The organism is Shewanella sp. SR44-4, from assembly GCF_014163715.1.
In the GTDB taxonomy this organism is placed as follows: domain Bacteria; phylum Pseudomonadota; class Gammaproteobacteria; order Enterobacterales; family Shewanellaceae; genus Shewanella.
The window spans coordinates 26,018-38,968 of sequence record NZ_JACJDU010000024.1 but is presented as its reverse complement, the minus strand read 5'-3'; the positions used below and the strand labels follow the sequence as shown (position 1 = coordinate 38,968).

General features: G+C 40.7%; 10 protein-coding genes. 7 read left to right on the top strand and 3 right to left on the bottom strand.

Annotated elements, in window-relative coordinates; all coding sequences use genetic code 11:
* Positions 1-241: 241 nt before the first annotated feature.
* A complete protein-coding gene (locus tag H5125_RS12525) occupies positions 242-1,822 on the top strand; it encodes a BCCT family transporter (protein ID WP_182744383.1) in 1,581 nt (526 codons plus the stop codon).
* Between the two features lie 79 nt (positions 1,823-1,901).
* Here the strand turns inward: H5125_RS12525 and H5125_RS12520 are convergent, their stop codons facing one another.
* Entirely contained in the window at positions 1,902-2,618 is a 717-nt protein-coding gene (locus H5125_RS12520) for a 3'-5' exonuclease (protein WP_101088459.1), read from the bottom strand.
* A gap of 10 nt (positions 2,619-2,628) precedes the next feature.
* Entirely contained in the window at positions 2,629-4,506 is a 1,878-nt protein-coding gene (locus tag H5125_RS12515; RefSeq protein ID WP_101088458.1) for a DUF294 nucleotidyltransferase-like domain-containing protein, read from the bottom strand.
* A 1,018-nt stretch (positions 4,507-5,524) separates the two neighbouring features.
* Here H5125_RS12515 and H5125_RS12510 point away from each other — a divergent pair.
* Positions 5,525-6,496 carry a DnaJ C-terminal domain-containing protein gene (locus tag H5125_RS12510; RefSeq protein ID WP_101088457.1) on the top strand — a complete coding sequence of 324 codons (972 nt, stop codon included), beginning with the start codon at positions 5,525-5,527 and terminating at the stop codon, positions 6,494-6,496.
* A gap of 2 nt (positions 6,497-6,498) precedes the next feature.
* On the top strand, positions 6,499-6,816 hold the full coding sequence (locus tag H5125_RS12505; protein WP_101088456.1) for a chaperone modulator CbpM: 318 nt from the start codon (positions 6,499-6,501) through the stop codon (positions 6,814-6,816).
* Between the two features lie 425 nt (positions 6,817-7,241).
* Here the strand turns inward: H5125_RS12505 and H5125_RS12500 are convergent, their stop codons facing one another.
* Positions 7,242-7,499, bottom strand: coding sequence for a hypothetical protein (locus H5125_RS12500; RefSeq protein ID WP_182744382.1), 258 nt, complete (start codon positions 7,497-7,499; stop codon positions 7,242-7,244).
* Positions 7,500-8,251: 752 nt separating this feature from the next.
* Here H5125_RS12500 and proV point away from each other — a divergent pair.
* The 4 genes from proV (at position 8,252) to proX (H5125_RS12480) (ending at position 12,768) form a co-directional block, all read left to right on the top strand.
* Positions 8,252-9,478 carry a glycine betaine/L-proline ABC transporter ATP-binding protein ProV gene (gene proV, locus H5125_RS12495; protein WP_174839637.1) on the top strand — a complete coding sequence of 409 codons (1,227 nt, stop codon included), beginning with the start codon at positions 8,252-8,254 and terminating at the stop codon, positions 9,476-9,478.
* A gap of 26 nt (positions 9,479-9,504) precedes the next feature.
* Positions 9,505-10,356: a proline/glycine betaine ABC transporter permease gene (locus tag H5125_RS12490; protein ID WP_101088453.1), complete on the top strand. Its 852-nt coding sequence runs from the start codon at positions 9,505-9,507 to the stop codon at positions 10,354-10,356.
* Entirely contained in the window at positions 10,353-11,387 is a 1,035-nt protein-coding gene (gene proX, locus H5125_RS12485) for a glycine betaine/L-proline ABC transporter substrate-binding protein ProX (RefSeq protein WP_182744381.1), read from the top strand. Before H5125_RS12490 ends, proX (H5125_RS12485) begins: the two co-directional genes overlap by 4 nt.
* Positions 11,388-11,733: 346 nt before the next feature.
* Complete coding sequence (gene proX, locus H5125_RS12480; RefSeq protein WP_182744380.1) at positions 11,734-12,768, top strand: glycine betaine/L-proline ABC transporter substrate-binding protein ProX; 1,035 nt, start codon at positions 11,734-11,736, stop codon at positions 12,766-12,768.
* The last annotated feature ends 183 nt before the right edge of the window (positions 12,769-12,951 follow it).

The following is a 12,951-nucleotide window of genomic DNA, read 5'->3' as shown; positions in this document are numbered from 1 at the left end:
AACTGCAACAAAAGTGATCGCAAAATTAGCCTGTTAATAGCTGTTATTTATGTTCGTGTTTGGTGAAGCGAAAATACAGAATGTGATATATAAATATATGATTATTTATATGTTTTTTATTTTTAAATTAACCTGATTTTGAAATAAGCCTGAAATCACGAGCCGATTTTGTTAAAATCTTTGCCTGAAGATGCAATCGAGTATCAATTTAATAGGGCAAGGCGGCTCTAATTGAGGTTTTATGAAGATAAATAAGGACAAATACAGTATAGATAACTCCGATTATACTGTCGGGCAAGATAACATTCAAAAATGGGGTTTTGATATACATAACCCTGTATTTGGAACGAGTGCAGGCTTAATCGCTATTTTTTTAATTGCCATTTTAATTATCGACCCGGCAACATCAAAAGAATTTTTAGATGGTATGAAATGGCAGATAATAAGTGCATTTGACGGCCTCTTTATGTGGTCTATGAATCTATTTGTGATCTTCTGTCTGGCATTAATTGTTTCACCTTATGGTAAAATTCGCCTAGGTGGTGACGGCGCAAAAGCCGATCATTCAAGACTTTCCTGGATAGCGATGCTTTTTGCTGCAGGTATGGGTATTGGTTTGATGTTTTGGGGCGTTGCAGAACCGTTAGCGTATTACACCGGCTGGTATGAAACACCACTGAATGTGGTCGCCAATACCCCGGCAGCAGCAGAGCTTGCACTGGGTGCAACTATGTTCCATTGGGGATTACACCCTTGGGCGGTTTATGGCGTAGTCGCCTTATCGTTATCTTTCTTTGCGTACAACAAAGGCTTACCGCTTTCCATACGTTCTGCTTTTTATCCTATATTAGGCGACCGTACCTGGGGTTGGCCCGGACATGTGATTGATGTTTTAGCTGTAATCGCCACATTATTTGGTTTGGCAACATCACTCGGTTTAGGTGCTCAACAAGCTGCGGGTGGTTTCCAGCACGTGTTTGGTATTGAAGGTGACCTATCCTTGCAAATCACTATTATTGTTGTAGTGACCATGCTGGCTATTGTCTCTGTGGTACGCGGGCTTGAAGGTGGTGTTAAAGTAATCAGTAACGTCAATATGTTACTTGCTGTTGTTTTAGTTGTCTTTGTTGCGCTTGTGACCGCTGCTGTTTCTATGGGCACTATTCCTACCACAGTAATGGGTTATGTTAAGAATATCATTCCCTTGAGTAATCCAATTGGTCGTGAAGATGAAGCTTGGATGCACGGCTGGACCGTGTTTTATTGGGCATGGTGGATTTCATGGTCTCCATTTGTGGGTATGTTTATTGCTCGTATTTCTCGTGGCCGTACGGTACGTGAATTTCTTACCGCAGTATTAATTATACCAACATCAGTGACTATCTTATGGATGTCAGTATTTGGTGGTGTCGCTATTGACCAAGTTGTCAATGAAGTCGGCATATTAGGCAGTGAAGGACTAACGGACGTTCCGCTTGCTATGTTCCAGATGTTTGATGCACTGCCATTAGGCAATATTTTATCAATGATAGCTGTGCTACTGGTACTGGTTTTCTTTATTACCTCTTCCGATTCCGGGTCGTTGGTGATAGACAGTATTACTGCCGGTGGTAAAATTGATGCGCCGATCCCACAACGTATTTTTTGGGCTACAATTGAGGGTGCTATCGCAGCGGTATTACTCTGGGTTGGTGGCACTCAGGCGATTGAGGCATTACAAGCAGGTGCCATTTCGACGGCCTTACCCTTTACCATTATTTTATTGGTAATGTGTGTCAGTTTGTTGATGGGCATGCGCACTGAAAAACATAATAAAAACTAGTTTTTATTTGCTACAAAAAAGCCGATGATTGATTCATCGGCTTTTTTTTTAAGCATAATTTTTGTTCAATCAAAGCACATTACAACCATAATTTGTCAATCGCAGTGTCTGGACTAAAATGATATTTAATTTGAGCCTGCAGTAACTCTGCGGTGGCAATTGCATCGGTTAACGCATCATGGGGTGCATAAGCAGGTAAGTGATAACGTTCACGGCTATTAGCAAGCCGAATTGATTCTGTGCGCTTTCTTTTAAATAAATTAAGCAACCCTTGTGACTTCGCCCGTTGCACATTAGCCTCAATCTGCATGGTATCGATAACCGGAAACACAATACCTTCATTAATCAACATGCGTAAAGTGTGGTCAAGAAAATCACGCTCAATATGCCGATAATGCACCACCACAACTTTTCCTGCCAATTCATTTAAAAGCTGCTCCAAAATCAACAACAAATCTGGCGCACCTTGTAAATCTGAGTGGGTAATACCGTGAATAATAATTGAGTTTTCTTGTAATTTATCGATAGGGTTGAGATACCATTTTTTTGCTTTACTACAAAAAATTCGCTGTAAATTAAATGGTACTAGCCCAATACTAATGATGCTGTTTTGCTGTGAATCTAAACCGGTAGTTTCAAAATCCAATGCGACAAACTCAATATCACTTAATGGTGTTTCATTGTGATAAGTACCTGCATGATAAAAATCATGCAGGCGTTTATCTTTACTGTTATTGGCTTTTAATTCTAGAAAGGCTTGCCAGTTTAAAATCTCCTGGTCGCTGAAATTAGTCATGAGTTAACCTTTAAAGTTTGTTAGAACTGTAGCGATATTTTAAAAAGTTTTGCGCATTGCTTAACACTAAAAAAGCATCTTTAAGGTTGCGTCTTTCAAAATCAGACATACTTTCGGGTTCAATATTATTATCAGGCTCAATCCCAGACTCTATGTCTGTTGACTGATGACGCAAACGAACCAAAGAAATAAGCTCCATGGCATGTTGTAAATCTTCGCCCTTGGATGTGGGCAGAATACCCGAATCGATAATGTCTTCTAAACGTTCAAATGAGTTTTGTGATTGTGAGCCGATGGCAAGGGCATGCACTCGGATCAAATCGGCCAATGGCGCAGTACCACGACGTTTTAAATTGATAGAGTTATTATGACGACCATCTTTTTCCATCACAAAATCTTTAAAGAATCCCAGAGGTGGTTTTCGGTTGAGGGCATTGTGTGCTAAACAGGCTAAAAAGCGGTTGTTTTTCTTGGCTTTACTTAAGATAAAGGCATTGAGTTGTTCGGCCCATTTTATGCGACCATAAACCCCCGTAAGATCAAAGAAAATAGAGCAGTTTAATAAGGCTTGAGGGTTGGGGTTTTCTATCCAGTCACCGAAACATTCTTCCCATTGTTCGCGTGTTTTACGGTATTCAGGGTTACTTGCCATAATATCACCGGTGCAGTAACTGTACCCGCAGGCAGCTAAACCATCACAAACAAAATCTGCTAATTTTTCAAAATATGCTCCATGCAACGCAACGTTATAGCTATTATCCAGGATAATAGCATTATCCTGATCGGTCACCATTAGCTGTTCATCTCGAGCCATCGAACCCAGAGCTAAGAAGCAATATGGAACAGGTGGCGGGCCGAACTTTTCTTCTGCAAGTTCTAATAAACGCTGTTTAAAGTTACGACCGATTTCAGACATTGCCCGTCCGACCATGTGTGAATTAGCGTCTTCGTTAACCATGCGTACAAAACAGTTTTTTAACTCCGCAGAAAGCAGCACTAAATCTTCGCTACTTTTTTGCTGGAAGATACTGCTTACAAATAACAAACTATTTTGCGATTCGTAGCGAATGATATCCGCAACTTCAATCAGACCAATCGGTTTCTTATTTTTTAGAATGGGCAGATGATCAATATTGTTGCGCAGCATAAGCAACATCGCTTCAAAAATATACGCGTTGTGATCCAGCGAAATTAAATCGGTCGACATGACTTGTGAAATAGGATTATCAACACTTACCCCGGCTGCAATGACCTTAGCGCAGAGATCATGTTCGGTAATAATACCAACGAAACTGCTATCTTGTTGATCATCTATATCTGGGTCATTAATTAATACCGCAGATATATTCTCTTCGGCCATGATTTTGGCCACAGCTTGTATGCTGCTATTACAGGACAGAACCACAGGCTCTCTGGTGACTAAGGTTTTTACTTTGGAAGTGGTCAGTGCATTAGCATCATCGGTTTTTCCTTTTACCGCTTGTTTTAAACGGGTGGAATCCTCAGCTTCAACAAAATCAGCAAAATCATCATAATTCTCGCACAAATCATTGAATACCGACTCAGGAATACAGTATACCAGCGTATCTTTTACCGCTTTGGCTGGGAAGCGCACTTTATTATTGGTTAACAAGCCCATTTGTCCAAATAACTGACCCTGGTCTAAACGATTATAAAGTTCACCTTTACGGCGATATAACTCTACGACTCCGCTGCGGATCATATATAGCTCTTTAACGTTGTCATTAAAGTTAACAATCATGCTATCTGTGCGGTAATAAGAAATCTCAACACTTTTAGCAACGTCAATTAACACTTGTTCTGGAAGCTGATCAAATGGGGCGTACTGAGCAATAAAGCTCTGGATTTCGAGTACTTCGGCTGTCATGAATAGACCTGCTAGTTGGTGATGACTGGAGAATTGTTAATATCTATTTAGCTATCATACGAGTGAAAATTGCTATTGTGTTCGAATATATAGCGGTTGCTGAGGCCATTAGTTACCTTTACGTGTTAACCAGTAATGATGGTGGCCTAGCCAAGACGAACGATAATCTACTTATGTTATTAGCCATAGTAGCACTGCTGTTCTGATATTGTACCCAAAGCATTTCTGTGTGGTTAGATATTGAGTTAATTTGGTGAAACAAGTGACATTGTTGAATATTGTCATCAATGATGATATTTACTGTTCGATTTCAATAAGGCAATTTTATAAATTCCAGCCTAAGTGGTTAATCTATCCGCACTTATTAGTGCGTAATTAACACCATAGAAGTTAAAAATAAAAATTTTCTCTGAGGATAAAGGCTGTTCATGAAGCAGTGTCTCTTGTTATGTGAACATCGATATAATGTTGGAGAACGTAATGCAACTCGATAGCAAGCGCAGCACTCGAGGTGCCAGTTAATTTAAGTGCAAGATTAAGCAAGACTAAGCAGCACAATCTAAGTCAATTTATTGATATTTATCAACATATATAGCCCGAGATGATGGGCGTGTTATCCATTTTCGCTGAAGATTTTACAGATCAAATTTATGCAGATTACACCATGCTTTCATGCCGTTGTGTAAGGTGTCATCGTGTTCAAAAATGGATGATAGTACTGCTATGGTGTCATTGAGTTAGCTTTATATTGTTAACTAAGCTTGGCACTTTTGTGAATGAAGTTAAGGCATAGTGTTTAGGATATAAATCAATTTCATAGGGTTATGCTGATGTAGTGTTATTTAAGCGGATGATGTTTTATTAATCATGCAATGCGCATTAACTAAACTCGCTATACTGTAATAGAGTTGATCAAGATCAAGCGTGTTGTTCGTCTGTGGGCCTAAACTCATTAGTGTAGATGGGTTCAAAGTTGTCTAACGATCCGTTGCAAACTTGCTTTTTGTGAGGGGATAAAATGAATTTTAAAGACTATTACACTGTATTAGGCATAGACCCTAAAGCGAATGATAAAGCGGTAAAGGTCGCTTATAAAAAACTCGCCGTGCAGTATCATCCCGATGTGAGTAAACATCCAGATGCAGAAGAAAAATTCAAAGAAATTGGTGAAGCCTATGAGGTGTTGCATAACACTAAAAAGCGAGCCGAATATGACGAGTTACGTCATCATCATCTTAATAGAACCCAAAATAGCTATGCCAATCAAGGTGGAGCGAATGGCGCCAGTCAAAATTGGGGACAACAGCAAAGCGACCCTCAAACCGATCAAGAATTTTCAGACTTTTTTAGTTCAATTTTTGGTTCCAGCCACGGTGGTTTTGAACAAGGTGGCCAGCATAGGCAACGCCAAACCCAGCCCCCAAAAGGCCAAGATATTGAAATTGAGTTTCCGATGTTTCTCGAAGAAACATTGGTCGATACTCTTAAGCCAGTCGAGTTTACCTTACAACAACGAGAACCTAGCGGTCGTATCGTTGAGCAACCTAAATCGTTAAAAGTTAAAATTCCTGCTGGCGTTGTTAATGGCGAACGTATTCGCTTGAAAGGACAGGGCGGTCCGGGACCGACCAAGGCCGACAATGGCGATCTGTATTTACAAATTCGGTTTGTGCCTCATCCCATGTTTGATGTTGATGGCCGAGATTTGAGCATTGTTGTGCCAATAGCACCATGGGAAGCAGTGCTGGGTACCAAGCTTAAACTGCCCACGTTAACCGGTCATATTCAGCTCACTATCCCTGCTAATAGTCAGTCAGGACAGCGATTACGTATAAAAGGAAAAGGCTTACTCAGTAAAAAAGTACATGGGGACTTATTTGCTGTACTCAAAATAGTCGTCCCGACATCACCAGACGAAACAAGCACACAATTGTGGACTGAATTAGCAGAGAAAAATAAGTTCGACCCACGTGCCAGTTGGAGTAAATAACGATGCTGCAGATTAATATAAGCGAACAAGATTGTTGGTTGAGTAGTGATGAACTGTGTGAGTGCAGTGATATCAGCTCAGCCTTACTACTTGAACTTGTGGAGCACAGTATTGCGATTCCATTGCAGGGCGAGGTGATAGAAACATGGCAATTTAGTGTCGAGAATTTACATCAAGTTAAAAAAGCCACGCGCATTCAACGTGATCTGGCACTCGACTGGGGTGGCATTGGTTTAATTTTACAATTACTCGATGAAAGAGACCGATTAGATCATGAAGTCCATATGCTAAAACAGCAACTAAGTCGGTTTAAAATATAATGGCATATCGCTGACTATTGGATGTTAAGGCTCGTTACACTTCTCATTGGCAGTAGCGATTAAGCGGCAGCCTGATTATATAAGTACCGCGATTTAGGACAGTCATTTAATCAATGCTACCTAACTATCGTTATTTAAGCTGTTTATAAAGGTTTATTAACGTTCTTTGCCGCTAAAAAAACAATACAGCTAAAATACAGTTAAAGCCGAATAATGACTGTTGATTGTGGCCTAATGACATTACTTGTGCTCATTTAAGTACAATGCCCCTGGGCATAAATGGGCTGTAGGCAATGCTTCCTCTACCGATTGTGCCGCATATGGACATCGTTTAATAAAGGAACACAAATTCAGACAACCAAATCGATGACATCAATATAATAATGGATAATTACAGCGTTTGAAATTGGTTTTTTGCAATGGTACTAATGAACAAACTCAATGGTAAACAGGCACAGATAGACGAGAAAGATACCAATAATAACGAATCTAAACCAGCGCGTAGCGGTTCTAAAAATATCCAATAGCGACATCGGAGTTACAATTAAAAACGCCGTATTATCTAGTGCTTTCTCACGAATAATTGCCGCTGATACAAACATAAACATCGTCATCGTTAGGATCACCGCAAGTAAGCTAGGCACATGGCGAATATCGCTATTATCAGCATTACCAAATATCATTATTTGCGGTTATAGAATTTTCACTATCATGTTAAATGTGATCCGATCCCGACTCTATAATCATCCTGTTTTTGTAATCATTCTAAATGGCTATAGGCGAAGGTTGTAATTTGTTGTCATCGCTTACAACCCGCGATGACAGGGTAACACTCATAAATAACCCATCAAACAGAGGGCGCGTGATGTGACTTGCTTGGCGAGGAGCATCAACGTAATTAATGTGACAAGAGAAACCAGAAAAACTCATGTAATACTTCTTAACAAAAGTATAAGCCAACAATAACGTTAGTGAGTCAAAGTGGTAGTGTAGTCGTACGATAAATATTCATAATCTAGCCATGAAAAGATAAGTCATCACTGCATAAAACACTTGATTCATGTGAATTAAAAAACAACAAATTAATTCAGTTTCTGAAGCCTAAAAATTTACTAACTAGCCAATTAACGATAAGCCTAAATGATTAACCACATAGTGCTTAGTTAACGAGGATGATGTAGACAACTAAATCAATAAATTACCCCTAACAAATATAAGGGTAATCTGGGTTTTATTTTTACAATTAAATTCAATGATTTATGTCTATTTTTGAAAACACTAACATTGACATGATTAGCGTTTAGGGACTATTGTATAAAATATATCGCGAAAGTGTGTGGTAAATATTTAACAGCGCAAAATTTATTCACGTGCTTTTTATGTAGCGTTAGTACAAAAAAGCAGAACGGCGTAAAAGAGCGTCATGGAAAATATTATGGAAAAAATAGTAATAAAAAATCTCTATAAGGTTTTTGGTTCTGAACCTCGCAAGGGGGTAAAATTACTTGAACAAGGGAAAAGTAAAGAAGAAATTTACGAACAGACAGGACTAACTGTTGCAGTTCAAGGTGCAAGCTTTACTGTGAACAAAGGTGAAATTTTTGTCGTGATGGGTCTGTCCGGATCAGGAAAATCAACTCTAGTAAGAATGCTAAACAGGCTTATTGAACCAACGTCTGGAGAGGTGTTAGTTGATGGTCAAAATATCCTCAAAATGAATAAGGATGAGCTGGTAAAGTTTCGCAGAAGTAAAACCAGTATGGTCTTTCAGTCTTTCGCTCTTATGCCTCACCAAACAGTGTTAGAAAATGCTGCATTTGGACTCGAGCTTGATGGTATGGATAAGAAACAACGTGAAGAGCGAGCTCTAGATGCTTTAAAACAAGTCGGACTCGAAGGCTTGGAGAATGCATATCCCAAAGAGTTAAGTGGTGGTATGCAGCAGCGAGTGGGATTGGCGCGAGGCTTAGCGGTTGATCCTGATATCTTGCTCATGGATGAGGCATTTTCGGCGCTTGATCCTCTTATTAAGACAGAAATGCAAGATGAACTGCTTAAACTGCAAGACCGTCATGAGCGCACCATCATTTTTATCTCCCATGATTTAGACGAAGCACTACGTATTGGCGACCGAATTGCCATTATGCAGGGCGGCCGAGTTATCCAAGTCGGGACGCCAGAAGAGATTTTGCAAAATCCCGCTGACGATTATGTACGCGCTTTTTTCCGCGGTGTTGATCCAACCGGTGTTATCTCCGCAGGGGACATTGCCCGCGATAGCCAGCCAACGGTCGTTTGGCATACTAAAGCAGGTAGCCCACGAGCCACATTAGAAATGTTAAGTATTAAAGATCGCGAATTTGCCTATGTATTAGATTCAGAACACCGGTTTTTAGGTGTTGTCTCTTCAGATTCCCTGCGCGACGCTATTGACCAAGGAAATGGTACCAGCAAACTTGAGCATGCCTTTCTTGCAGAAGCTAAATCTGTTCAGGAAACCGATAGTCTTCAAGACATTTTATCTTTGGTAGCATCTCATTCTTGGCCTATTCCAGTTGTAAACTCAGAAAATAGATATCGCGGAGTTGTTTCTAAAAATCTGTTTCTTCGTACCTTAAACCGTGCAGAGAAGGGGACTTATTTTGAGCAGTCAGCATCTTAGAATACTAGCTTCAGGAGTGTTATATCATGTTCAGTTTTAATGAAAGAGTTATTCCCTTAGATGCATGGATCACAAGCCTTGTTGACTGGTTGGTAGAAGGGTATCGATGGTTTTTCCAGATGATAAAATGGCCCGTAGATTTCATTTTATCGAGTGTATCAGATGGACTTCTGGCAACTTCACCTCTACTTGTTATTGCACTGTTTGGCGTCATTGCTTGGCGGGTGTCAGGTTTCAAACTTGCTGGTTTTACGCTTGCATCGTTGATTCTCATTGGTCTGCTTGGTTTCTGGTCTGAAACCATGATAACCCTCGCCATGGTATTTTCATCTGTTGTGTTCTGCACCGTTGTTGGCGTGCCATTTGGTATATGGGCTGGACGCAGTGATCGTGTTAATAACATTCTACGACCCATTTTGGATGCGATGCAGACAACGCCAGCCTTTGTCTATTTGGTACCTATAGTGATGCTTTTTTCTATTGGCAACACTGCGGGTGTTCTTGCAACCATCATTTTTGCCCTGCCACCGTTGGTTAGATTAACCAGTCTCGGTATCAGGCAGGTACACCCAGAGTTAGTCGAGGCTGCGCTCGCCTTTGGGGCAACAAGCTCGCAGGTTTTACTTAAAGTTCAGATACCACTTGCTCTTCCGACCATCATGGCTGGTCTTAATCAGACCATCATGATGTCGCTCTCCATGGTGGTTATCGCCGCAATGATTGGCGCAGGAGGCCTCGGGGCACCTGTCGTTCTGGGCTTAAATACACTTGATATTGGTTTGGCCACGGTTGGCGGTCTTGCGATTGTTTTATTAGCAATCATTCTAGATAGAATCACCCAATCAATGGCAACCCCAAAAAATAAGGACGTAAAATGATACTTAAAAAAGTAATACTGGGCGCAGCTTTAGCTGCAATCACAATGACGGGGTCTGCAGCTCTTGCTGATACTCTCAAGCCAGGAGAAGGCATAACCGTTAAACCAGCTCGAGCGACATGGGACACCGGTTTTTTTCAGGAAGCGCTTGTACGACGAGGTCTTGAGACTCTTGGGTATGATGTGGAAAAGCCCAAAACGCTGGTCAATCCTATCTTTTACAAAACGGTCACTCTCGGTGATATTGATTATTGGACCAATGGTTGGTTTCCAATGCATAACGATCAACTACCGAAAAAGTTTGATAAAAAAGCTGAAAAGATTGGTTATGTCATGAAAGCCGGTGGACTGGGTGGCTATTTAGTGTCTAAAAAAGAGGCAGATAAATATAATATTACCTCCCTTGAAGATTTTAAACGCCCTGAGGTGAAGAAAGCCTTTGATACCAATGGTGATGGCAAGGCCGATCTGACTGCCTGCCCTCCAGGCTGGGGATGTGAAAAAATAATCACCCATCATATGGACGTATATGGTCTCAAAGATGCTATCAATCCAGTTAAAGCGGCATATGCAGCAGGAATGGCATCGGCGATGGCGGGTTATAAAAATGGTGGACCAATCTTCTTCTATACTTGGGCACCAAATTGGACCATTTTTAAACTAAAGCCAGGCAAGGACGTTGTGTGGATCAACGTGCCTGAAATCAATCCGACCAAAGCGCAAAGTTCTGCTGTTGAACGAATGACGATAAAGGGACTTGAAGGCGCAGTTTCTGACCCGGTAAAACTTGGTTTTGTTGCTTCTGACATCCAGGTCGTCGCCAACAAAAAATTCACCAAGCAAAATCCAGCAGCTAGGAAATTTTTTGAAGTATTTACCCTGCAGCTTGCCGACGTCAACGAACAGAATACTCGGATGAACGATGGCGAAAAGAGTGAACAGGACATTCAACGCCACGTTGATGCGTGGATTGCCAAAAACCAAGATCAATGGAACGGTTGGCTGACTGAAGCACGTAATGCTGCTAAATAGTCTCAACCTGCAATAGCTTATTGGTAACCCGGAGCACACATACCGTGCTTACGGGTTATTTTTATACACCCCCCCAAGTGTTTAGTAAAACGTATGCCAGCGCTTTCAAAAAAGAGGACTAAGCTGATAGTGATTTAGCCCCTAAAGAGGCAATGATGTTTTTCAAAGGAACAAGCCTAAGTTCTTATCATATTTTTCAAAATACATTTCGAATTCAACATATTATTTAAAATATAATTCATAAAAAATTGAATGTGCTTATTTAAGTCCAAAGGTACAGGTCTATTATTGGTAATTATTTAAAGATAATGACCCAATCTATGGCAACAAAAAATAAGGAACGAAAATGATAATTAAGAAAGTAATAATGGGTGTCGCTTTAGCTGCAATAACCATGACAGGGCCTGCAGCTCTTGCCGATAATCACCAGCCAGGTGAAGGCGTAACAGTCAAACCTGCGCGGGCCACGTGGGATACGGGATTTTTTCAGGAAGCTCTGGTACGACGGGGCCTTGAAACACTTGGGTATGATGTAGAAAAACCTAAAGATCTGTCGAATCCGATCTTTTACAAAACAGTGACTCTCGGTGATGTTGATTACTGGACCAATGGCTGGTTTCCAAATCATGATGACCAGATGCCAAAAGGATTTTATGACAAAGGTGAGAAAGTTGGTTTTGTGGTTAAGGCCGGTGGCCTGCAAGGATATTTGGTGTCTAAAAAAGAGGCAGATAAATATAACATTACTTCCCTTGAAGATTTTAAACGCCCTGAGGTGAAAAAAGCCTTTGATACCAATGGTGATGGCAAGGCCGATCTGACTGCTTGCCCACCAGGCTGGGGATGTGAAAAAATAATCACCCACCATATGGACGTATATGGTCTCAAAGATGCTATCAATCCTGTGACCGCTTCATATGCAGCAGGAATGGCATCAGCGATGGCGGGTTATAAAAATGGTGGACCAATATTCTTCTATACCTGGGCACCAAACTGGACCATTTTCAAACTGAAGCCAGGCAAGGACGTTGTCTGGATCAACGTGCCTGAAATAAAGCCGACAAAGGCGCAAAGTTCTGCAATTGAACGGATGACAGTGAATGGAATTGAAGGCGCGGTTTCTGATCCGGTAAAGCTTGGTTTTGTCGTTTCAGACATCCAGATAGTCGCCAACAAAAAATTCACCAAGCAGAATCCGGCAGCTAGGAAGTTTTTTGAGGTATTTACATTGCCACTTAGTGATATCAACGAACAAAATACTCGGATGAACGAAGGTGAAAAGAGTGCCAAGGATATCCAAGGACACGTAGATGAGTGGATTACCAAAAATCAGGATAAATGGAACGGTTGGCTGACTGAAGCACGAAACGCGGCCAAATAGTCTCAATCTGCAATAACTAATGGTAACCCGGAGCACACATACAATGTTTCCGGGTTTTTTAAAGATAAGACTGGTGTGTATAAAGACAATTTGACATATAACCACTACTTATCAATGAAGAGGTCATTTACTTTTGTGTTTGAAAACAGAGTATGAATAAACATTTATAGCTAGATTATTACG